Genomic DNA, 21620 nt, shown 5'->3' with positions numbered 1-21620 from the left:
TGAGAAGATGGCCCATTCCAGATCCTCGAACCAGATGGTGCTGGTAGACGGAGATGCCTGTCCGGTCAAAAGCGAAATCGCCGAAGCGGCCCGCACGGCCGGGGTTCCGGTGATCATGGTCTCTTCCTACAACCACGAACTTCAGAGGGAAGAGGGAGTGGAGATTGTCCGCGTCGACAGCGGGGATCAGAGTGCCGATCTCTATATCGCCAACCGGATGAAGCCCGGCGATCTTGTGCTGACGAATGATTACGGCCTGGCGGCGCTGGCGCTCGGCAAGAAGTGCCTGTGTCTGTCGTTTCGCGGGATTGTCTACGGCGACGACAACATGGATATGATGCTGGAAGGCCGGCACGCCAGAGCCAAGGAACGCCGCAGCGGACGCTACGGCAAAGGCCCCAAGCCGCTTACGGCGGGGGAGAAACTATTTTTTCAACATAAACTGACAAATCTTTTATCCCGGTTGCAGGAAAATGTCCAGCCATAGCGAATACTATTTATTTGAGATGAAGGTGGTTTGTATTGGCAAGCGGACACGGGAGCATTCCCGAAGAGGTCATCGAGAGCGTACTGGCCAGACATGATATTGTCGAAACAGTAGGAAAGGTCGTTCACCTGACGAAGCGGGGCAAATATTTATGGGGATTGTGCCCTTTCCATTCGGAGAGCACCCCATCTTTTACTGTGACGCCCGACCGCGGAGTGTTCCACTGTTTCGGCTGCGGCATGGGAGGCAATGCCATCAAGTTCCGTATGGAGATTGAAGGCTTGTCCTTTCCCGAGGCCGTCCGGATTATGGCCGACGAGAGCGATATCGCTGTACCTGACGGCCCGTCCGGCGGACATGCCGCGCCCGATCCCGAGCGGGATCGGCTGCTTCAGGCTTATGACCTGTCGGCCAAGTTCTATCATTTTCTGCTGAAGAACACGGAATACGGCAAAGAAGCGATGGCTTACTTGCGGAGCCGCAACTTCAGCGACAAGATGATTGACCAGTTCCAGATCGGCTTTGCACCGGACCGCTGGGATACCCTTCAGCAGTTTCTGGAGAAGCGGAGCTTCGATCTGGCCGAAATGGAACGGGGCGGACTGCTGTCGGCAAGAAGCGAAGGCCGGGGCTATGTGGACCGATTCCGGGGCCGCATTATTTTTCCGATCGCCAACCGCACGGGCAAGACCGTGGCGTTCGCCGCCCGTATTCTGGGCGAAGGACAGCCCAAGTACCTGAACTCGCCGGAGAGCAGACTGTTCAACAAGAGCCGGCTGCTGTACAACCTGCATCAAGCCAGAGCCTCCATCCGCAAGACGCGGCAAATCGTTCTGTTCGAAGGATACGGGGATGTCATTTCGGCTTGGGAAGCGGGCGTGCACAACGGCGTGGCGACTATGGGCACCTCTCTGACGGAAGGCCATGCGGCGCTGATGAAGACGCTGGCGGATGAAGTGGTGGTCGCTTACGACGGCGACAAAGCCGGACAGGCCGCTGCGATGAAGTCGATTCCGATGCTGGAGAATGTCGGTCTGCGGGTCAAGATCGCCGTACTGCCGAGCGGGCTGGACCCCGACGAATTTATTGGCCGCTACGGCGGGGAACGCTTCATGGATCAGGTCATTCATGCCGCTGTTTCCACGGTGAAATTTAAGCTTATATATCTGAAAAAAGGCCATATACTCCTAGAGGAAGACGGCAAGATTGCCTATGTTAAGGAGGCGCTGGAGATCATCGCCGCGCTGCCGTCGTCGACCGAACGGGAGGTCTATCTCAAGGAGATTGCAACCGAACTGAATCTAAGTTACGAGAGTCTGAAGCAGGACTGCAATCTGCTGCGGGCCTCTCTGCAAAAAAACATTCCCGAAGGGGATAATAACGACAAAAGGTGGAATAATGGTAGGCATAAAAAAGAGCAGGTGCAGAAGCGAGCCCTGCTGCCGGCCTATCATGCGGCGGAACGCAGTCTTCTGGCTGTCATGTTCCAGGACGCGGACGCCGCCGCTTATGTGAATGAACGCCTTGGCGATGCATTCAACATCGAGGATCATGCGGCTTTGGCCGCTTATCTATATGCTTATTATGCGCAAGGCAAGCAGCCGGATCTGAGCCGCTTTTTGTCCTCGCTTCAGGACGACAAGCTGGAGAAGACCGCTGCCTCCATAGCCATGATGGAATCGCCGCCGGCATGGAATCCCCAGGTTCTGGACGACTGCATCCGCGAAGTGCGGAAGTACCCGGTGCAGCGGCAGATGGAGCAGAAGCGGGAAGAGATGATCCGGGCGGAGCGAGCCGGCGATTTTTTGCGCGCGGCTCAAATTGCAAGTGAGATTATAGCCCTAGAGCGACAATAAACGTTCAGTCAGCAGGCAGCTAGGGAGGAGGGAGTCGTATAATGGCGAACGATCAGCATACGGAACTGGAGACGGAATTTACGCTCGACCAGGTTAAGGATCAGCTTATTGAGCAGGGCAAGAAACGGTCATCCTTGAACATCAAGGATATTATGGAGAAGTTATCGCCATTCGATCAGGACCCCGAACAGATGGATGAGTTCTATGAGCAGCTCAGCGATCTCGGCATCGAGGTGGTCAACGATAACGACGAAGAAGTGAATCTGCGTCCAAGCGAGGACAACGAGAACAACGACAGCGACGACTTCAGCTTTGACGACGATCTGTCGCTGCCGCCCGGCATCAAGATCAATGACCCGGTGCGCATGTATCTGAAGGAAATCGGCCGCGTTCCGCTGCTGTCCGCAGACGACGAGGTCGAACTGGCTATGCGGATCAAGAACGGGGACGAAGAGGCCAAGCGCCGGCTCGCCGAAGCGAACCTGCGTCTGGTTGTCAGCATCGCCAAGCGCTATGTCGGCCGCGGCATGCTGTTCCTTGATCTGATTCAGGAAGGCAATATGGGTCTGATCAAGGCGGTCGAGAAATTCGACCATAACAAAGGCTTCAAATTCAGTACGTATGCCACCTGGTGGATTCGTCAGGCCATTACCCGGGCGATTGCCGACCAGGCGCGTACGATCCGGATTCCGGTTCACATGGTGGAGACGATCAACAAGCTGATTCGGGTATCCCGGCAGCTCTTGCAGGAACTCGGGCGCGAACCCACGCCGGAAGAAATTGCGGCGGAGATGGAGCTGAGCGTAGAGAAGGTGCGCGAAATCATGAAGATTGCGCAGGAGCCGGTATCGCTGGAGACCCCGATCGGGGAAGAGGACGATTCGCATCTGGGCGACTTCATTGAGGATCAGGAAGCATTGGCTCCGGCCGACGCGGCAGCCTATGAGCTGCTCAAAGAACAGCTGGAGGATGTGCTCGATACGCTGACCGAGCGCGAGGAGAATGTGCTTCGTCTCCGCTTCGGGCTGGACGACGGACGCACCCGGACGCTGGAAGAAGTGGGCAAGGTATTCGGCGTAACGCGCGAACGCATCCGTCAGATCGAAGCGAAGGCGCTTCGCAAGCTCCGTCATCCGAGCCGCAGCAAGCGGCTGAAGGATTTTCTCGAATAAAGGCGATTGTTCTGACCTTCTGCTGCATGCGGCAGGAGGTCTTGTCGTAACCGGAACTTAACCGGAACTCTAGTAGATGCGAAAGTTGGGGGACGTGCCCTTGAATACGGAGAAGCGGGAAACGATCTTGCGTGAAATTCAGTATTGGCGCCGGAGCAAGCTGCTGCCGGAGCAATACTGCGACTTTCTAACTAATCTGTACGATGAGGAAGGCCGGGAGCGCGGCGGGAACCCCATTTCGCTGCGAAATCTGGAGCAGGGCAGCATTAAAGTCTGGCTGTTTGGTTTTGGCGTAATTTCCTTGATTTTGTTAATTGGCTTTTATTTTAGCGTTTTTCCCTGGGGTTTGCAAATCGCGACAGCGATATCGATTTTGGTGGTGTGCTACGGGTATGCCGGCGTTCTTCGGGTCCGTGAACCGAATTTCAGTCTGATTCTGGCGGGGATCGGAAGCCTGCTGACGCTCCTCTTCGGTATCTGGATGATCGGACTTCATGATCTAACCGCGCCTTACTGGAAGCCTTCGCTGCTGGCCCTGTGCGGACTCCTGTGGTGCATCCTCGGATTCGGCATGCGAATCGGGCTGTTGCAGTTCGCCGGCTACGGCGCTCTCTGCCTGCTCTATGCGGAATTCTTCGGGAGTGTGCGTCCGGATGCGGGAATTGCCGAGCTCCAGCTGCTCTGGCTTCCGCTCTGTGTGCTGATGATCTGGCTGAGCTGGCTTCTCCATCACCGGATCAGCGGAATCGCCGGCGTGTATTTTGCGGTAGGGGCGGCGCTGTGGCTGATGCCTGAGCTGGACAGCCTGGTGCTGCGCGGCACGGAACCGGACTGGCTGCCGACGCTGCTCATCGCCAAAATCGGGATCGGGCTGGCGCTGCTTTTTGGATTTCGGAAGAAATGGATGGTGTGGGTAACAACATGAGCATTGTCAAATTATCGCGGCGGCTGGCACAGCTGCTGGAGCAGATTCCGACGGGGAGTGTGCTGGCCGATATCGGATCGGACCATGCGCTTCTTCCGGCGGCTGCGGTACAGGAAGGCCGAGCGGTCCGGGCCATCGCCGGAGAGGTGAATCCGGGGCCCTATGAGGCCGCGCGGCGGACTGTGGCGGAGACAGGCCTTGGCGCAGCCGTGGAGGTGCGCCGCGGAGACGGGCTGGACGTGGTGGAGGCCGGCGAGGCCGACTGCATTACGATTGCCGGCATGGGCGGCGGGCTGATCGCGTCCATTCTGGAGCGGGGCGCTGCCGCCGGCAAGCTGAACGGGGTGAAGCAGCTGCTGCTTCAGCCGAATGTCGGCGAGGATATCGTCCGCAGGTGGCTGGACCGAAACGGCTGGCTGCTGACGGGCGAACGGATTCTGGAGGAAGACGGCAAGATTTATGAGGTGCTGGCTGCGATTCCGTCCGCAGCGGAAGCTGCTCCGTACGGCGCCGGGCTGTACGCAGACAGCACCTTGGCGGACGGAAACGGTCCGATTATTGACCGGGAAATAAAGTATTTGATGGGGCCCTGGCTGCTGCGCAGCGGCGGGGAGATTTTTGAAGCCAAATGGCGAAGCGAAATCGACAAACTGAAGAAAATCCGGGAATCGCTCTCCCGTTCGGAGCAGGGAGCTGCCGAGGAGAAATCCGCTGAACTGGAAGCGCGCATCCGGAAGATCGCGGAGGTGCTGGAATGCTTGCCAAAGGACAGACTGTAATTCAGTACATGGAACAGCTGGCTCCGAAGCATGTGGCCGAGGAAGGCGACAAGATCGGTCTGCAGCTCGGAAGTCTTCAGAAAGAAATCACCGGGGTGCTGGTTGCGCTGGATGTGACGGATGAGGTCGTAGAAGAGGCGATTGCCCACGGCTGCAACCTGATTATTGCCCATCATGCCATCATCTTCCGGCCGATTCAGCAGCTTCAGACGGATACGCCGATGGGCCGCCTGTACGAGAAGCTGATCAAGCACGACATCGCCGTCTATATCAGTCATACGAACCTCGATGTAACCGAAGGCGGGATGAACGACTGGATGGCGGAGGCGCTCGGCATTACCGAGGGCGTAGCTCCGCTGAAAGATATTCATACGGAACGCCTGTCCAAGCTGGTCGTGTTTGTTCCGAAATCCCATCATCAGCAGGTGCTGGACGCCGTGCTGAATGCAGGCGCGGGATGGATCGGCAACTACAGCCATTGCAGCTTCAATATCGAGGGATACGGGACGTTCGTTCCGCGCGAGGGCACGGACCCGTTCATCGGCGAGCAGGGCAAGATGGAACGGGCCGAGGAGGTCCGAATCGAGACCATTGTGCCGCTGGGCGTCCGCGCCAAAGTGATTCAGGCCATGCTGAAAGCCCACCCCTATGAGGAAGTGGCTTATGACTTGTATTCCATGGATCTGAAAGGGCGCAGCTTCGGTCTGGGCCGGGTCGGCCGGCTGAAGCAGCCGGTGTCGCTGGCCGAATTCATCGAGACGGTGAAGAAAGGCTTGCAGGTCGACCAGGTGCGCGTGGTCGGCGACCTGAACCGGACGGTCTCGAAGGCCGCCGTGCTCGGCGGCTCGGGCGGCAAGTTCCTGCAGAGCGCCCTCTTCCGGGGAGCCGATGTGCTTGTGACCGGGGACATCGACTACCATACGGCGCAGGATGCCCTGATGGCCGGGGTGGCGCTGATCGACCCCGGACACAATGCCGAGAAGATCATGAAGCTGAAGGTGGCGGAATGGATCAGCGGCAAGCTGGGTGAGCACAAGTATGCCACGCCGGTCTTCGCTTCGGCGGTTAATACGGAGCCGTTCCGGTTCCAATGAAAATGGGCAATATTTCACTTGTTCCGGCAAGCAAAAGTCTGTATAATATACCGTGTTGTTTCGGAAAGTTTGACAGACAATCGCCGGCGGCCGAGAGGCCGCGGGAGGAAAGTCCGGGCTCCACAAGGCAGGGTGCTGGATAACGTCCAGTCGGCGCGAGCCGAAGGATAGTGCCACAGAAATGGACCGCCGATGGCCGCTTCGCTTCACGGCGCAACGCGCACAGGCAAGGATGGAACCGAGGTGTAAGAGACCCCGAGGAACGCTGGTGACTTCGTTCCTGGTAAACCCCACCTGGAGCAAGACCTAATGGAACGCCGCCGATCCCGCAAGGGAGGAGGCAGCCCTCGCCTGGGGCGCGTTCGGGTTGGTCGCTGGAGCTGTGCAGCAATGTACGGCCTAGATAGATGATTGTCGCTTGACGTGGGAGGGTAGTTCCCGTTATAACCACCAGAAGCACAGAACCCGGCTTACGGCAGACTTTCCTAACTGGCAACAGCTTATTGTGAATAGAACGGAATTCGTCGTGGACAGACGGCGGCGCGCTGCAGATGCAGGCGCCGCCGTTTTTTTTATATATAGGATGAACGTGATGAATTCTGCCGGAGTAATCGCTTGGGAGAGGTGAATGGGCCATAATAGCTGCCGTGCAGGAAAAAGCGGCGCTCTGCGGATTGCGTAGGCGCCGTTTGTGTCTTCAGCTCTGTACGCTTGCCGCAGCCCTGTAGCCGGCAAGCGCCCGTTCCAGTCGGTCCGCGGCGGCCGGAACCCGCTCCGGCGGCGTGTGGGTGAAGTTCAGACGCATCGTATTCCGCCGGGGCTCGCCGGCGAAGAAGACTTCGCCGGGCACGAAGGCGACGCCCTGCTCCAGAGCGAGCGGCAGCAGCCGCGCCGTCTCGATGCCGGGAGCGAGTTCCAGCCACAGGAACATGCCGCCTTCGGGCTCGTTCCAGACGGCGCCTTCCCAGGCGCGGGCGGCCAGCTCGGCGGAGAGGCGCTTCATGCGGACGCCGTATTCCAGAGAGACGGCGGCGATATGGCCCGCCAGATCGAAGTTCCGCAGCAGCGCCTCCAGCGCGCGCTGGTCCACCGTGCCGGAGTGCAGATCGGCAGCCTGCTTCGCCCGGGCCAGCACGGCAATCAGCGAGCGGTCGGCAGCGATCCAGCCTGTGCGGAGGGCGGGGGCTACGATTTTGGAGAAGGTGCCGGTGTAGAGGACGAGATCCCCGCAGCCGAGGGAGTGGGCGACGGCGGAGAGAGACGGAGGCGGGAGCTGGCCGGAGGGAGCGAAGGATAATTCGCCGTACGGGTTATCTTCCAGAATCGGCGTGCCGTGCCGCCGGCAGGCCTCAACGACCGCGAGCCGGCGCGCAGAGCTCCACGTATGCCCGGTCGGATTGCCGAAGGTTGGAACGGCATAGAGCAGCTTCGGGCGGTGGAGCGCCAGCTTGCGCTCCAGATCGTCCGGGTCCATGCCGTGCTCATCCCCGTCGACGGGAATGATCTTCGCCCGGTACGAGCCCAGAACCTGGAGAGCGGCCAAGTATGTAGGCGACTCCACCAGCACGGCATCGCCGGGGTCGATCAGCGTTCGGCAGATTAGGTCAATCGCCTGCTGGGAACCGGTCGTAAGCAGGAGTTCGTCCGCCGAGACGGGCATGCCCTGATGCCGAAGACGGTCGGCGATGGTCCCGCGCAGCGGGGCGTAGCCCTCGGTCAAGCCGTACTGAAGCACCCCGCGGTCCTCCCGGAAGACGCTCTCATAGGCGGAGCGGACCGCTTCTAGCGGGAACAGATCTTCGGCGGGAAGGCCTCCCGCCAGGGAGATCATGTCGCCGCCTTGGGTAAGCTTGAGAATCTCGCGGACGGCTGAGCTGCCCAGGTTCCGGGCTGCGGCGGAATATCGGTAATTCATGAGAAACGCTCCCTTGCCGTTGATTTTGATGGTATCATAGCGGCAGGAAGCTATAACAGTAAAGGGCTCGGTATAACAGTGGGAGGCGGGAGAGGATGCAGATTGGACTGGACCGGTCGGGAGGGGCCCCACCGCTTCCGTTGCAGATTGCGGAGGCGCTGGGACACCGCATTGCTTCCGGGCTGCTGGCGCCGGGAGCGCTGCTGCCGTCGATCCGGAATCTGGCCCGCGAGCTGGGTGTCAGTCAGGTGACGGCGGGCAAGGCGTACGCCGAGCTGGAGCGGGAGGGCTGGATTGAACGCCGGCACGGAATCGGATGCTATGTGAAGCAGGCGGCCCCGGGGAAGGAGCGTTCGGGCTATGCCTGGCAGGAGAGGCTGAACGATTGCCTGCCCCGGGCGCAGCTGTGGCGGAATTTCGATGACCGGGAAATGCGCTATCCGCTTCACCTGGCGGCCATTCATGAGAGTCTTCTTCCGCTTCGGGAGCTTGGAGGGAGCGTGGCGAAGCTGGTGACCGGGCAGCCGGAACTGATGTCGGCGTACGGGAATTTCCAAGGGGATTATGAGCTGAGGGCGACGATGGCCCGGCATCTTCGTCAAAGGGGGATTGCCGCGGAGCCGGAGCGGGTGCTGGTGACCAGCGGAGCCCAGCAGGGCATTGATCTTGTGGCCCGGACTTTTGTCGGGCCGGGCGATGTTGTCTATCTGGAGGATCCGAGCTATACGGGGGCCATTGATCTGTGGGCCGGCCGGGGCGCGCGCATGGCGTTCGTTCCCACCGACCGGGACGGCATGCGGGTGGATATGCTTCTAAGGATGTGCGATGAACGGCCGCCCAAGCTGATTTATACCGTTCCGACGTACCAGAACCCGAGCGGCGTGACGCTCGGCGAGCGAAGAAGGCGGGCGCTGCTGGAGGTGGCCCAGGCGTACGGCGCCCTGATCTTGGAGGACGATCCGTTCAGCGACCTCTACTTCGGCAGCCCGCCGCCGCCCCCGATCAAATCGCTGGATACCGACGGGCATGTGCTCTATCTCAAAAGCTTCAGCAAAATGCTGGCGCCCGGCTTCCGGCTCGCCGCTCTGGCCGCCGACGGCGATGTGCTGACCCGGCTGATCGCGGCCAAGTCCGCCAGCGATCTCGGCAGCCCGCTCCTGACGCAGCGCGCGCTGCTGCCCTTCATCGCCGGGCGCTATGACGCCTATGCGGCGGGGCTCCGCGCCGCGCTGCGCCGGCGCATGGAGAAGGCGGCGCGGATCCTCTCGGAAATCGCGCCGCCCGGTGTGGGCTGGACCGCCCCGGAGGGCGGACTCTGCCTGTGGCTGTCCCTGCCGCGGCCGCTGGACACGGCCGCGCTGGCCGCCGACGCCGCAGCGGCCGGCGTATCCTTTCTGCCGGGCAGCGTATGCCGCACCGACGAAGCCCGCTCCCGCCACATCCGAATCTGCTACTCGATTCTGAGCGAGGCGGATACGGAGCGGGCCCTGCGGCTGCTGCTTCCGCTGCTGGCCCGGCATCTGGCGCGGGCGTAAGCGCAAGCCCGGCCGCTAAGCCGCCGCCTCCTCCCGGACGCAGCGCCTTGCATGCTGTGGCGCTTCGGACCGGCCCATAAGCCGCGCGCGACCAGCGAAGCTGCGGGTCCCCCGGTCTACTCCCGGCTCTCAAGCCGCCGGATCTTCTCCCGCACCCGCTGCGGCCAGAGCTGAAGGGGCGTATCTTCCCCGGCTGCGGCGGCCAGGGTCCGGTAGATATCGACCTGTCCCCAGCCGAAGTATTTATCGTGGCCCGGCGAGCCGAGATCGGTGGCGTTCTTCTTCATCAGCTCGACGACCTCCTTGTTCGTCAGGTCGGGGTTCAGCGAGCGGACCAGGCCTGCGAGCGCAGCGACATGCGGGCTGGCCATCGACGTGCCGGACAGGGCGGCATACTGGCTGCCGATGTAAGTGCTGGCGATGGATTCGCCGGGGGCGCAGACATCGACGTAATCGCCGTAGTTGGAGAAGGAGGCGCGCTCCGCCCCCGCATTGGTAGCGCCGACGGCGAGCACCTCGGGATAGGCGGCCGGGTAGCCGGGCCGTTCCGTATTGTCGTTGCCGGTAGCGGAGACGAGCACAATATCCCGGTCGTAGGCATACTTGACGGCATCGTGCAGGAACTGCGAATCGGCGTAATTGCCGAGGCTGAGGTTGATGACCCGGGCGCCGTGATCGGCGGCCCAGATGATGCCTTCGGCGACGGAATAGGTCGTGCCCGCGCCGCTCGCGTCGAGCGCTTTTACCGGCAAAATCTTGTTGTACCAGCTAATCCCCGCCACGCCCTCGCCGTTGTTCACCAGAGCTCCGATGATGCCCGAGACATGGGTGCCGTGCCCGACATCGTCATCGGGAACCGAACCGCCGCCCGTCACCGCATTGTAACCGTTCAGCAGCTGTCCCTGAAGATCGGGATGGTCCTTCTGCACCCCGGTATCCACCACCGCTACGATGCAGTCCCCGCTTCCGCGCGTAAGTGCCCAGCCTTTCCCGGTTTCGATCGCCGGCAGGTTCCACTGATAAGCCGAGAAGAGCAGGTCGTTCGGCATGATTTCATCCGAAGTTTGGGCAACGACGCGGTCATTGGTTAAATACAGATAGTGAGGCTCCGTATACTGCGGATGCCATTTGTAGGCGAAGTAGGTCCGGAGCTGCGAGAAATTCATGTCGGCGGATTTAAAAATGTAGGCGTACCCGATCTTTCTCGGGCTACCCCCGTGAATGTCCCGGGCGATCGTCCGGAGCTGCCGGCCGGTCGGATGGCCGTTCCGGAAGCGGACGACAATCTCGTTCTCGTAATAGTGGCTGGCGTTCTCGTTGTCGTGCCCGGTCTTGACCGTCATGTCCCGTAGCGTATCGGTGTGGACCGATTCCACGCGGTAGCGGCCCTCCTGGGGATAGGGAATCAGCCGGAGGTTCTTGCGCTGATGTTCCTCGACCTTGCTCAGCAGGTCCTGGTCAAGCAGGGCGATTACGCCGGTGCGGCCGTCTTCGCTGCGCTGTCCGAGCAGCCGGTAGGACCGGTCCCCGACGCGGAAAGAAGGGGATTCGTACGTCCGGTGCGCTTTGAGCGCCTTCTTGGCGGCGGCAAGGTAGCGGCGCATCTGCTTCATCTCGGCCTCGCTGCCCTTCGGGGAACGGGAGGTGAAGGTTCGGACCTGGTTCAGGTCAAAATCAATCCACATCAGCATCGCGATGTGCTTGTGGGTGCGCTGCAGCGCGGCGGCCCGGTCCGGAAGGGCCTTGCCTTTGCCGCTCCCGGGGGAAACGGCCAGCAGGCGCTCCAGATCATGGCCGAGGTCGGCCGAGGCGATGGCCCGGGTAGCCATGACATCCCGGTCCATCTGCGAGCTTTTGAGCTGCTGCTCGGCGGCGGGTGCAGGCGGAGCGGGCTCCGGGGCGGCAGTGTTGCCTTTCCGGTCTGGACGGGCAGCGAGCACGGAGACGGCCAGAACCGCCGTCAGGGAGAGAGCGATGGCCGCATTTTTTCGGGACACGGATCAATCAGGCTCCTTTCATTCATGCGTAGACATCTTTCCGTTAGGTTGCGGGAAGCCGCGCAGAATTATGCATACCGAAAAGCCTGACGGGCGGGACGCAAAAAGGATACCGCCGGTCCCGTTTTTATGGTAGGATATAAGCAGGAAAGCGTAATTATTGCAAGGAAGTATGTTACTTCACCATCCAATACTAGCTGGAACTTTAAGGGGGAGCACCGCCATGTCAGCCAATGTCCAGAAGCTGTGCGAAACGACGAGAGAAAAACTTAAATCAGCCATCGACAAAATGGAGTTTTTTCTGAACCACTACGCCCTGCCTCAACTGGATCCGGGTGACGATGAAGATGCAACCCGTTTCTATGAAGGATTTCTGTCGGACCTTCGGCATCTGCTGGTCTTCTCGGAGATGTCTTACGAGAAGCTGGGCGTCGCCCTTCGCAGAGCCCAGTTCGACGTCGATTTTGCGCAGAAGGCGCTGTACAATACGTATCATTACGGAGTGAACAACTTCTTCTATCCGAAGAGCGAGAGCTACTCCGAGGACGGACGCTATGCGTATACCGGGCAGGATGCCATCCGTTTCCGCAAGAAGCCGGTTCGCCCGGCGCGGGATATCATCCTGGAGATCACGAAGGTGTATGAAGAGCTTCGGGACGATCTTACCTATTATGAGAATGATTACTTGACTGAACGGCGCATGCAGAATCAGGTGTAGCGCCGCGTTCATGACCTTCTCGGCCTCCCAGCCGGGGAGGTTTTTTGCTGTTCCGCCCGAGAGACTTCGGATTCAGCCGGGCCGCCGCCTTGGCCGGAACAACTTGCTGCGCATAAGGAGCCGAGCCTGCGGTTACATTAACCGGCGAGGTGATCCTAATGAATGATACCGCCAAAACGGTGGTCAATTGCAGCGTAAGCAACTGCAGCTATTGGGGAGAACGCAACATCTGCCGGGCCGAGGAGATCATCATCGAGATCGACAAGCATACGGGCAGCCGCTTCAAGGAAGAATTTGCCGAGGAAATGACGCTGGATAAGAATCATCGCGACGTCGCGCCGAACTCCTCCGCGACCTGCTGTCTGACGTTCAAGCCGAAATCCTAGGAGGGCGCCATGGACCGCGATAACCCGAGACGCAAGACGATTATACTGCGGCCGCGCCGGGTAGATTATCCGCGCAAGTCGCCGGAGCACCGCGAGGAATACGCGGCGGAAGTAGGGGCACTGTCTTCGCCGGAGCAGGGCGTAACGGCAGACGGGCGGGAAGAAGGGAAGGCCCGGGAGCAGGAAGCGAACCGGACGACCGGTTACGTGGGCCTCGCACTGGGCATCGCTTCCCTCTTCATCTGGTCCATTCTTCTTGGCCCGGCCGCCATCGTGCTGGGGGGCTACGCCTATGCCCGCAAGCAGAAGACGGTCGGGGCCTGGGCGATCGGCCTGGGCATCCTGTCGAGTCTGAGTTATCTGGTACTGGTTCCTCTGACGCGCTGAGCCCCTTCTCTTCCGGGAAGAGGGACATCGGCAAAGCCGCGGGAAGCCGCCCTATCAAGCGTCCTGTTCCGATCAGGGCGCTTATAGGCGGCTTCCTGTCGGTGTTCGGTCTTCTTGCCGCCCGGAGCTTCATTCCCGCCCCGTCCCGTCCGATAAAAAGAGTAGAATGAGGCGGGGAGGAAATATCCACATGAATGCAAGCTCTGCAGTGCCCGCAGTATCGGGACAACTAAGATGGGTCAGTCTGAGAAGCTCGGTCGGCGCGGCGGCGTCCGCATCCGCTTCCGAAGGGGGCGGCGAAGTGAAGTTCGCGAAGCTGCTGGAGGGCAGACAGAAGGAAGGAATATCGGACACGGCGGCGGCCCTGGCCAAGGGAACGCTGGATACCGATGCGCTTCTGTGGCAGCGGCTGGATTCCGGCGGATCGGTCAGCGGAGCCATTTCCGGCGTCTCTCTCGGAGGTGGGGCAGGGCGTCCCACGGATTATGAGGATTTGATTCAGGCAGCCAGTGCCAAATACGGCGTTCCCGGCGACCTTATCAAAGCGGTCATCGATGCCGAATCCTCCTTCAATCCCAATGTGGAATCTTCCGCGGGCGCGAAGGGGCTGATGCAGCTTATGGACGGCACGGCCGCAGGGCTGGGCGTCTCCGATCCCTTCGACCCGGCGCAGAACATCGACGGCGGAGTCAAATATTTATCCTATCAGCTCAAGCGGTTCGGAGGCCAGGTGAACATGGCGCTGGCCGCCTACAATGCCGGACCGGGCCGGGTGCTCAAGCTTGGGGTCAGCACGGATCAGGAACTGCTGGACCAGATAGACCGGCTGCCGAAGGAGACGCAGGATTATATCGCCAAGATTGAGCGGAACCGGCAGAAATACGCAGATCAATAGAAATCATCCATTTGGATCTTATACGCGGTATAATAGAAAGGATCAAGCGAAGGACAGCTTGGTCCTTTCGCTGTGTACAGAAGGATTATGGAGGGAGCTTAGAAGGAGTTCCGAAAAAGCTGTGAGGAGGAGAGAACTGATGATCTACTGGGATTATGCCGCTGCTGCGCCTCCTTATGAAGAGGTGGTCCGGACGATGGGGCAGCTGATGCCCCTCTTCTATGCCAATCCGGCTTCTCTGCACGGAGAGGGCAGACGGGCGGCGGAGCTGCTGGAACGGGCCCGGAGCACCTGCGCCGCGGCGCTGCGCGCGCAGCCGGAAGAAATTCTGTTCACCTCGGGTGCGACCGAGAGCAATAATCTGGCGGTCAAAGGAGCCGCCCGGCATCCGGACCGGCGCGGCCGACATCTGGTCACCAGCCGGATCGAGCATCCTTCCGTCTACGAGAGCTTCGTGCAGCTTGCGAACGAAGGCTGGGAAGTGACGGTGGTCGATCCGCAGGCGGACGGATCGGTTACCCCCGAAGCGGTGGCCGCTGCCGTCCGGCCGGATACGGCGCTGGTCAGCATCATGCAGGTGAACAACGAGACCGGCGCGCTCCAGCCTTCAGCCGGGATCGGGCGCGCCATCCGGGCCGTGAACCCGCGGACGCTGTACCATGTGGACGGCGTCCAGGGCTTCGGCCGCGTGCCGGGGGTGCCGGCGGACTGGGACGCGGACCTGTACAGCCTGTCCGCCCACAAGCTGCGCGGCCCGCGCGGAGCCGGGCTGCTGTATGTCCGCCGGGGCGTGCGGCTGGCTCCGCTCCTTGCCGGCGGCGGACAGGAGGGCGGCCTGCGGGCCGGCACCGAGAATGTGCCGGCGCTGGTCGCGGCCTCCAAGGCGGTGCGGCTGGCCGCCGAGAACGGGCCCGCAGAGGCGGCCCGGCTCCGGCCGCTGCGGGACCGGCTGGCCCGCTTTGTGGCCGGCCTGCCGGAGCTGCGGCTTATCAGCCCGATGGACGGGGCGCCGCATATCGTTCATTTTGTCTTTCCCGGGATGAAGGGCGAGGTCATGGCCCGGCAGCTCGAAGCGCTGGGCATGATCGTCTCCACCCGGTCCGCCTGTTCCTCCAAGACGGCGGAACCGAGCCGGGTTCTGCTCGCGATGGGACTGGACCGGGAGACGGCGCAGAGCGGCGTGAGAATCAGTCTGGGCGCCGAACACACCGAAGCCGACGTCGCCGCGCTGGAGCAGGCGATCGCAAGAGCCGTGGCCGAGCTGAAGCCGGCGGCCAGATAGCTGAAGTTACGCGCTCCTTGCGGGCCGGGATTGCGCCCTGCGGCGGAGCCGTTCTATACTGTACGAATCGTTCTAACTGTAGGAACTGAAGGCAGGAGGTTAATCATCCATCATGAATATTCATAGCCCCGGGCAGGTCCCGGGAAGAAGCCTGCAGGAAGCGGATACGCTGCTCCTGAGATTCGGCGAATTTACCCTCAAGGGCAAGAACCGCGTAAGGTTCGAGAAAGTCATCTACCGGCAGGTCCGGGAAATGGTCAAGCCTTACCCCCAGGTCAAGCTGCTGCGCGAATTCGGCCGGATCTATGTCGCGCTGAACGGCGCGCCGGCAGAGCCGCTGGCGGAAGCGCTGCGGAAGCTGTTCGGCATCGCTTCGGTCAGCCCGGTCCGAACGGCGGATTCGGAGCTTCAGGCCATCATCGAAGCGGCCCGCTCCTTCATGGAAGCCCTCGCTCCCGAACCGGGGACGACCTTCAAAGTCAACGCCCGCCGGGTCGATAAGGCATTCCCGCACGGCTCGCAGGAGCTGAACCGGCTGGTCTCCGGCCCGATTCTTCAGCAGTTCGGCCATCTGCGCGTCGATGTTCATCATCCGCAGGTGGAACTGCGGGTGGAGGTGCGGGAGAACGGCACGTACCTGTTCTGCGAGAATCTTCCGGGGGTCGGCGGCTTCCCGCTGGGGACGAACGGCAAGGCGCTGCTGCTGCTCTCGGGCGGCATCGACAGCCCGGTGGCGGGCTGGTCGGCCATGCGCCGCGGCCTGGAAGTGGAATGCGTCCACTTCTACAGCTACCCCTACACCAGCCGGGAGGCCCGGCAGAAGGTCATCGACCTGACCCGGCGCCTGTCGCGCTACGCCGGTTCGGTGACGCTTCACCTGGTGCCGTTCACGGAGGTGCAGACCGCCTTCACGGGAATCGGCCAGGACAATCTGATGGTCACTCTGATGCGGCGCGCCATGCTGCGGATTTCAACCCGGCTGGCCGAGCGGGAAGGGGCGCTTGCGCTCGTGACCGGCGAGAGTCTGGGCCAGGTGGCAAGCCAGACGCTCCCGAGCATGAATGTCATCGGAAGAGCAACGGATCTGCCGCTGCTGCGGCCTCTCGTGACGATGGACAAGAACGAGATCATTGCGCTGGCGCAGGAGATCGGAACCTACGAGACTTCGATTCTTCCGTTCGAGGACTGCTGCACCCTGTTTGTGCCGAAATCCCCGACGACCAACCCGAACCTTCGGATCGTCGAGCGGATCGAAGCGACCCTTCCGGGATACGAAGAACGGCTGGCCGCCGCCGTCGGCCGGACCGAGACGCTGTGCATTACGCCGTTCGGCAATGAGAGACCGGCCGATGAGGCCGGGGAATCCGCCATCGACGAGGGCTGGTTCTAGATTTGGCATAGCTTGTCATCGTCCCGCATACATGTTAATACATGCGAGCGCGGGAGGAATGACAATGGATTCGATCGTACTGCTGGGCGAGATTCTGATGATTAATCTGGTGCTGAGCGGGGACAATGCCATGGTAATCGCGATGGCGAGCAAAAATCTGCCGGCGGCGCACCGCAAAACCGCCGTCTGGTGGGGAGCGGCGGGCGCCGTCATTCTGCGCTGCCTGCTGACTTTCGCCGCCGTGCTGCTGCTGAAGATTCCGTATCTTCAGGCCGGCGGCGGACTGATGCTGCTGTGGATCGCGCTGAAGCTGCTGACCGAGCACGAGGACGAACTTCGCGTCAACGGCGGGTTCTCCATCTGGCGGGCTGTACGAACTATTTTGGCCGCCGACTTTGTAATGAGCCTGGACAATGTGCTGGCTATTGCAGGCATCGCGGGCGGCGATCTTGCCTTGATCGTCATCGGCATTGCTCTGAGCATCCCGATTGTGGTCTGGGGCAGCGGCCTGATTGCCGATTGGCTGAACCGGATGCCGCTGCTGATCTATATCGGTTCGTTCATATTGGCGCATACTTCCGGAGACATGCTGCTGCAGGACCGGAAGCTGGGTCCGCTGCTCGTTCTGATGCTCCCCGATCTTCACAGCCTGATTCCGGCGGCGCTGGGCGGAGCGGTGGTTGCGCTGGGCGGCTGGCGGCGCATCCGCTCCCGGATGGCCTGACGGCCGGGGCCCGGACGGCTGGCGTTGGCGGGACTTTTCGGCTACAATAATTGTAAATCCCGGCCGAATTCGGACACTGTTCGACGCTTGGCGCGGGAGGTACGCCTGTGCCGAAGGGATGCGTGATAAAATGTCCTCCAATCGAGATTTCAAACTGGGTGTGTTCATTGTAGCCGCCGGTTTAGTCATTCTGCTGGGCAAGTGGGGCGTGTTCGGCTTTCTGGGCCGCCATTTCTGGCCTCTGCTGCTGCTTGTGCCCGGTATTTTGCTGCATATCTGGTTCTTTGGCCGAGGGGGATCACCGCTTGTTCTGGTGCCTGCCGGCATTCTGACAGTCTATGGGGTGCTGTTCGAGATCTGCGCCGTCTGGGGCTGGGATCTGATGCCTCACCTGTGGCCGCTGCTGCTTCTGGGCGTGGCTCTTGGACTGTACGAGTATGCGCTTCAGATCCCGCGTCCGCGCGGGCTGGCCGCAGGAGCCGCCGTTGCCGGCGGAATCAGCATTCTTCTGCTGTTCATCGGCATGCTCGGAGCGGCCGTTCTGTACCTGATTGGCATTCTTCTGATCGTCGGGGGAATCTGGCTCATCGCGGGGCGGCGCCGGAAACGGTTCTTCTTCTGATTATTTCATGAAAAGACTTGCTTTTCATACGGCTTTCAAGCTACAATAGACCATATTGCGAAGCGTCGGCTCTTGCCCGGCGCTTCTTTTGTGAGACTGCCCAGAGACGATTTAAATTTGAATCGGTTATATTTGATAAATGAAAGGATTTGGATACAAGTTATGCATTCAAGAGACAAAATCCGCAACATTGCGATCATCGCGCACGTTGACCACGGCAAGACGACACTCGTCGATCAGCTGCTTCAGCAATCCGGTACTTTCCGCGAACACGAGACCGTGCAGGAACGCGCTATGGACTCGAACGATCTGGAACGGGAACGCGGCATTACGATTCTGGCGAAGAACACGGCCATTACTTATAAAGACTTCCTTATTAATATTGTGGATACTCCCGGACACGCTGACTTTGGCGGAGAAGTGGAACGCATCATGAAGATGGTCGACGGCGTTCTGCTCGTCGTCGACGCTTACGAAGGCTGCATGCCGCAGACGAAGTTCGTTCTGCGCAAGGCGCTCGAACAGAAGCTGACCCCGATTGTCGTGGTCAACAAAATCGACCGTCCGGCTGCTCGCCCGGCGGAAGTCATTGACGAAGTGCTCGATCTGTTCATCGAGCTGGAAGCAAGCGACGAACAGCTCGAATTCCCGGTTGTCTACGCTTCGGCGCTGAACGGCACTTCGAGCCTGGACCCCGAGAAGCAGGACGATAACATGCTCGCCCTCTACGAGACCATCGTTGACCACATTCCGAACCCGACGGAGAACGTCGAGGAGCCGATGCAGTTCCTCGTGACTCTGATGGACTACAATGAATATTTGGGCCGCATCGCGATCGGCCGCGTCAACCGCGGCGTCATCCGCCAGGGCCAGAGCGTGACCGTTATTCAGCGCGACGGCAAGCATAAGACGGCGCGCATCGAGAAGCTGTTCGGCTTCCAAGGCCTGAAGCGGATCGAGACCGAAGAAGCCGGCGCCGGCGATATCGTCGCCATTGCCGGGATCAAGGACATCAACATCGGCGAGACGATTGCCGATCCGGCCAACCCTGAAGCGCTGCCGGTTCTGAAGATCGACGAGCCGACCATGCAGATGACCTTCCTGGTCAACAATTCGCCGTTCGCCGGCAAGGAAGGCAAATGGGTGACTTCCCGCAAGCTGCGCGAGCGCCTGATGAAAGAGCTGGAGACCGACGTCTCCCTGCGCGTCGACGAGACGGACAGCCCGGACGCCTTCATCGTGTCCGGACGCGGCGAGCTGCATCTCGGCATTCTGATCGAGAATATGCGCCGCGAAGGCTATGAGCTTCAAGTGTCGAAGCCGGAAGTCATCGTCAAGGAGATCGACGGCCAGAAGATGGAGCCGGTGGAACGTCTCATGATTGATGTTCCGGAAGACAGCATGGGTGCGGTCATGGAGAGCCTGGGCAGCCGGAAGGCTGAAATGGTCAACATGATCAACAACGGCAACGGACAAGTCCGCCTGGAATTCCTGATCCCGGCCCGCGGCCTGATCGGCTACAACACCCACTTCCTGACGCTGACGCGCGGCTATGGCGTCATGAACCATGCATTCGACAGCTACGCGCCGCTGATCGGCGGACAAGTCGGCGGCCGCCATCAGGGCGTGCTGGTCTCCACGGAGACGGGCGTAACCACGTTCTACGGCATGATGGGCGTTGAAGACCGCGGTATCCTGTTCCTGGAACCGGGCACCGAGGTTTATGAAGGCATGATCGTCGGCGAGCATACCCGCGACAACGACATCGTGGTCAACATCTGTAAGGAGAAGGCGCTCACGAACGTCCGCTCGGCGACGAAGGACGAGACCGTCAAGCTGAAGACGCCTCTGATGTTCTCGCTGGAGCAGGCGCTGGAATATCTCAATGATGATGAATATTGCGAGATTACGCCGAAATCCGTTCGTCTGCGCAAGAAGATTCTGAACAAGAGCGAGCGCGAACGTGCGGAGAAGCACCGCAAGATGGCCGAATCGAATATGTAATTCGAGGCAGAGCGAAGGCTTGAGCCCTGATCAGACAGCCTTCCGGAGTATCCGGAAGGCTGTCTTTGCCGATAAGGCTGCCAGGGGTGCAGGGTGAACGGAGCAGCAGCCCCCTTCGAATGATGCAACTTCTTCCAGGAAGAGGCGTCTAATAGATAGAGACCTAAATACAATAACAAATGAACAAGGATGGGAACCTGCTGTTATGAATGAATTTAAAGGCGGCCTGCCTCCGCGTTCCAAAGGAACGGGAAGCAGCCGGAACATGAGCCATACTAAAGCCGATCCAGCCGGAGCGCCGGGGAGATCGCCGGTATCTCCGGCACGGCCGAAATCTCCGGCCAGGTCGAAATCCGCGCCGGCGCGCAAGCGGCGCAGTCCGCTGGCCCGAACGGCCCGGGTACTGTTGTCCCTGGTGCTGGTTGCGGTTCTGATCGGTGGCGGCTATCTGGCGTACCTCTATTACAAATTGGACAACGGCGTATTCGACGCCGGGGTGGACCGTCCGGTAGCGGCCGGACAATCGGCCAAGGACAAGCCGCTCACGATGCTGATTCTCGGGACCGACAACCGGCCGAAGCATCCGTCGAACCTGACGGACGTCATTATGCTGGCGGCGTTCAACCCCGATCAGCAGGCGGCGACGATTGTCTCCCTGCCCCGCGACACAGTGGTGGAGCTGAAGGGCTACAAGCGGACCAAGATTAATGAATTCTATGCCCGGTTCAAGGGCAAGGAAGAAGAGAGCGGCCTGACGGCTGAAGACGAGATGAAGACGATGATGGGGAAATACCTCGGGGTGCCGGTCGATTACGTGACCGTACTCGATTTTCAGGGATTCCGCGACGTAGTCGACGAATTGGGCGGCGTTCATGTGAACATCAGCGCCAATATGTGCTATACCGACAGTGTGGACGGAACGGACATCAACCTGAAGAAGGGGCCCGCCAAGCTGAACGGCGACGATGCGCTCGATTACGTGCGCTACCGCAAATCCAATTGCAAGCCGAAGACGGAGGGCTCGGATGATTTTGACCGGAACCGCCGCCAGAATGAAGTGCTGCACGGGTTGATCGACCGGATGCAATCGCTTGGAGGAATCGTGAAGATCGGCGGCGTGATCGATGCGGTCGGGGGCAATATGAAGACGGATCTGGAGAAAGAGCAGATCAAGAATATGGTCTCGGCCTACTGGCGAATCAACAAGGAGAAGGTCGAGTTCAAACCGGTAACGGGAACCTGGCGCAGCCCGTATGTATATATTAATGAAGAAGAACTTCAGGAGGCGAGCAGAGCGCTCCAGGCCCGGCTTGCCGGGTCCTCCGGGTCCTGACGAATGTCCGCGTCAGGCGGACAAATTGATGCGGTGAACAATGCGGTGAACGAAGGATAAATTGAACGAAAGTTTTGTCCTATGCTATAATACAATCAACTATAAGCACCTAACCGCAA

19 protein-coding genes and 1 other RNA gene are annotated in these 21620 nt (G+C 60.4%); 18 read left to right on the top strand and 2 right to left on the bottom strand.

Annotated elements, in window-relative coordinates:
* The first annotated feature begins 7 nt into the window (after positions 1 to 7).
* From F4V43_RS03915 to rnpB, 7 genes are all read left to right on the top strand, one after another.
* On the top strand, positions 8 to 487 hold the full coding sequence (locus tag F4V43_RS03915) for a DUF188 domain-containing protein (protein ID WP_150456930.1): 480 nt from the start codon (positions 8 to 10) through the stop codon (positions 485 to 487).
* Positions 488 to 522: 35 nt separating this feature from the next.
* The gene (gene dnaG / locus F4V43_RS03910) at positions 523 to 2343 is read left to right on the top strand and encodes a DNA primase (protein WP_150456929.1); all 1821 of its coding nucleotides are present in this window, start codon (positions 523 to 525) and stop codon (positions 2341 to 2343) included.
* Between the two features lie 41 nt (positions 2344 to 2384).
* Entirely contained in the window at positions 2385 to 3515 is a 1131-nt protein-coding gene (rpoD, locus tag F4V43_RS03905) for an RNA polymerase sigma factor RpoD (protein ID WP_150456928.1), read from the top strand.
* 100 nt (positions 3516 to 3615) lie between these two features.
* The gene (locus tag F4V43_RS03900; protein WP_150456927.1) at positions 3616 to 4440 is read left to right on the top strand and encodes a hypothetical protein; all 825 of its coding nucleotides are present in this window, start codon (positions 3616 to 3618) and stop codon (positions 4438 to 4440) included.
* The gene (locus F4V43_RS03895) at positions 4437 to 5219 is read left to right on the top strand and encodes a tRNA (adenine(22)-N(1))-methyltransferase (RefSeq protein WP_150456926.1); all 783 of its coding nucleotides are present in this window, start codon (positions 4437 to 4439) and stop codon (positions 5217 to 5219) included. Before F4V43_RS03900 ends, F4V43_RS03895 begins: the two co-directional genes overlap by 4 nt.
* Positions 5195 to 6313 carry a Nif3-like dinuclear metal center hexameric protein gene (locus F4V43_RS03890; protein WP_150456925.1) on the top strand — a complete coding sequence of 373 codons (1119 nt, stop codon included), beginning with the start codon at positions 5195 to 5197 and terminating at the stop codon, positions 6311 to 6313. The genes F4V43_RS03895 and F4V43_RS03890 overlap by 25 nt, the downstream gene beginning before the upstream one ends.
* 64 nt (positions 6314 to 6377) lie before the next feature.
* Positions 6378 to 6801: RNase P RNA component class A (gene rnpB, locus F4V43_RS03885), an RNA gene on the top strand.
* Between the two features lie 209 nt (positions 6802 to 7010).
* On the opposite strand, the gene F4V43_RS03880 is transcribed toward rnpB, so the two are convergent.
* A complete protein-coding gene (locus F4V43_RS03880; protein ID WP_150456924.1) occupies positions 7011 to 8228 on the bottom strand; it encodes a PLP-dependent aminotransferase family protein in 1218 nt (405 codons plus the stop codon).
* Between the two features lie 95 nt (positions 8229 to 8323).
* Between F4V43_RS03880 and F4V43_RS03875 the strand changes: the two genes are divergently transcribed.
* The gene (locus tag F4V43_RS03875) at positions 8324 to 9763 is read left to right on the top strand and encodes a PLP-dependent aminotransferase family protein (RefSeq protein ID WP_150456923.1); all 1440 of its coding nucleotides are present in this window, start codon (positions 8324 to 8326) and stop codon (positions 9761 to 9763) included.
* 116 nt (positions 9764 to 9879) lie between these two features.
* Here the strand turns inward: F4V43_RS03875 and F4V43_RS03870 are convergent, their stop codons facing one another.
* Positions 9880 to 11760, bottom strand: coding sequence for a S8 family peptidase (locus F4V43_RS03870; RefSeq protein WP_223879762.1), 1881 nt, complete (start codon positions 11758 to 11760; stop codon positions 9880 to 9882).
* 223 nt (positions 11761 to 11983) lie between these two features.
* Here F4V43_RS03870 and F4V43_RS03865 point away from each other — a divergent pair, with 223 nt between their 5' ends.
* The 10 genes from F4V43_RS03865 (at position 11984) to F4V43_RS03820 (ending at position 21501) form a co-directional block, all read left to right on the top strand.
* On the top strand, positions 11984 to 12478 hold the full coding sequence (locus F4V43_RS03865) for a YpuI family protein (protein ID WP_150456922.1): 495 nt from the start codon (positions 11984 to 11986) through the stop codon (positions 12476 to 12478).
* A gap of 158 nt (positions 12479 to 12636) precedes the next feature.
* Positions 12637 to 12864: a DUF1540 domain-containing protein gene (locus F4V43_RS03860; RefSeq protein WP_150456921.1), complete on the top strand. Its 228-nt coding sequence runs from the start codon at positions 12637 to 12639 to the stop codon at positions 12862 to 12864.
* 9 nt (positions 12865 to 12873) lie between these two features.
* Positions 12874 to 13251, top strand: coding sequence for a hypothetical protein (locus tag F4V43_RS03855; RefSeq protein ID WP_150456920.1), 378 nt, complete (start codon positions 12874 to 12876; stop codon positions 13249 to 13251).
* A 190-nt stretch (positions 13252 to 13441) separates the two neighbouring features.
* Positions 13442 to 14146, top strand: a complete 705-nt coding sequence (locus F4V43_RS03850; RefSeq protein ID WP_150456919.1) for a lytic transglycosylase domain-containing protein — start codon at positions 13442 to 13444, stop codon at positions 14144 to 14146.
* 139 nt (positions 14147 to 14285) lie between these two features.
* Positions 14286 to 15428: a cysteine desulfurase family protein gene (locus F4V43_RS03845; RefSeq protein ID WP_150456918.1), complete on the top strand. Its 1143-nt coding sequence runs from the start codon at positions 14286 to 14288 to the stop codon at positions 15426 to 15428.
* Between the two features lie 112 nt (positions 15429 to 15540).
* A complete protein-coding gene (gene thiI / locus F4V43_RS03840; protein WP_150456917.1) occupies positions 15541 to 16818 on the top strand; it encodes a tRNA uracil 4-sulfurtransferase ThiI in 1278 nt (425 codons plus the stop codon).
* Between the two features lie 64 nt (positions 16819 to 16882).
* On the top strand, positions 16883 to 17542 hold the full coding sequence (locus tag F4V43_RS03835; protein ID WP_150456916.1) for a TerC family protein: 660 nt from the start codon (positions 16883 to 16885) through the stop codon (positions 17540 to 17542).
* A gap of 130 nt (positions 17543 to 17672) precedes the next feature.
* Entirely contained in the window at positions 17673 to 18164 is a 492-nt protein-coding gene (locus F4V43_RS03830) for a hypothetical protein (RefSeq protein WP_150456915.1), read from the top strand.
* Between the two features lie 162 nt (positions 18165 to 18326).
* Positions 18327 to 20168: a translational GTPase TypA gene (gene typA, locus F4V43_RS03825; RefSeq protein WP_150456914.1), complete on the top strand. Its 1842-nt coding sequence runs from the start codon at positions 18327 to 18329 to the stop codon at positions 20166 to 20168.
* Between the two features lie 265 nt (positions 20169 to 20433).
* Positions 20434 to 21501, top strand: a complete 1068-nt coding sequence (locus F4V43_RS03820) for an LCP family protein (RefSeq protein ID WP_408638305.1) — start codon at positions 20434 to 20436, stop codon at positions 21499 to 21501.
* Positions 21502 to 21620: the final 119 nt, after the last annotated feature.

This window comes from Paenibacillus spiritus (genome assembly GCF_008710135.1).
GTDB classification, from domain to species: Bacteria; Bacillota; Bacilli; order Paenibacillales; family Paenibacillaceae; genus Paenibacillus_AQ; species Paenibacillus_AQ glufosinatiresistens.
The sequence above is the reverse complement of the archived record's forward strand: the minus strand, read 5'-3'. Positions and strand labels throughout refer to the sequence as shown.

Excerpts from the sequence above, each read along its gene's own strand:
- F4V43_RS03915 (WP_150456930.1), top strand. The coding sequence starts at position 8 with ATGGCCCATTCCAGATCCTCGAACCAGATGGTGCTGGTAGACGGAGAT.
- rpoD (WP_150456928.1), top strand. The coding sequence starts at position 2,385 with ATGGCGAACGATCAGCATACGGAACTGGAGACGGAATTTACGCTCGAC.
- F4V43_RS03895 (WP_150456926.1), top strand. The coding sequence starts at position 4,437 with ATGAGCATTGTCAAATTATCGCGGCGGCTGGCACAGCTGCTGGAGCAG.
- F4V43_RS03890 (WP_150456925.1), top strand. The coding sequence starts at position 5,195 with ATGCTTGCCAAAGGACAGACTGTAATTCAGTACATGGAACAGCTGGCT.
- F4V43_RS03880 (WP_150456924.1), bottom strand. The coding sequence starts at position 8,228 with ATGAATTACCGATATTCCGCCGCAGCCCGGAACCTGGGCAGCTCAGCC.
- F4V43_RS03875 (WP_150456923.1), top strand. The coding sequence starts at position 8,324 with ATGCAGATTGGACTGGACCGGTCGGGAGGGGCCCCACCGCTTCCGTTG.
- F4V43_RS03865 (WP_150456922.1), top strand. The coding sequence starts at position 11,984 with ATGTCAGCCAATGTCCAGAAGCTGTGCGAAACGACGAGAGAAAAACTT.
- F4V43_RS03860 (WP_150456921.1), top strand. The coding sequence starts at position 12,637 with ATGAATGATACCGCCAAAACGGTGGTCAATTGCAGCGTAAGCAACTGC.
- F4V43_RS03855 (WP_150456920.1), top strand. The coding sequence starts at position 12,874 with ATGGACCGCGATAACCCGAGACGCAAGACGATTATACTGCGGCCGCGC.
- F4V43_RS03850 (WP_150456919.1), top strand. The coding sequence starts at position 13,442 with ATGAATGCAAGCTCTGCAGTGCCCGCAGTATCGGGACAACTAAGATGG.
- F4V43_RS03845 (WP_150456918.1), top strand. The coding sequence starts at position 14,286 with ATGATCTACTGGGATTATGCCGCTGCTGCGCCTCCTTATGAAGAGGTG.
- thiI (WP_150456917.1), top strand. The coding sequence starts at position 15,541 with ATGAATATTCATAGCCCCGGGCAGGTCCCGGGAAGAAGCCTGCAGGAA.
- F4V43_RS03835 (WP_150456916.1), top strand. The coding sequence starts at position 16,883 with ATGGATTCGATCGTACTGCTGGGCGAGATTCTGATGATTAATCTGGTG.
- F4V43_RS03830 (WP_150456915.1), top strand. The coding sequence starts at position 17,673 with ATGTCCTCCAATCGAGATTTCAAACTGGGTGTGTTCATTGTAGCCGCC.
- typA (WP_150456914.1), top strand. The coding sequence starts at position 18,327 with ATGCATTCAAGAGACAAAATCCGCAACATTGCGATCATCGCGCACGTT.
- F4V43_RS03820 (WP_408638305.1), top strand. The coding sequence starts at position 20,434 with ATGAGCCATACTAAAGCCGATCCAGCCGGAGCGCCGGGGAGATCGCCG.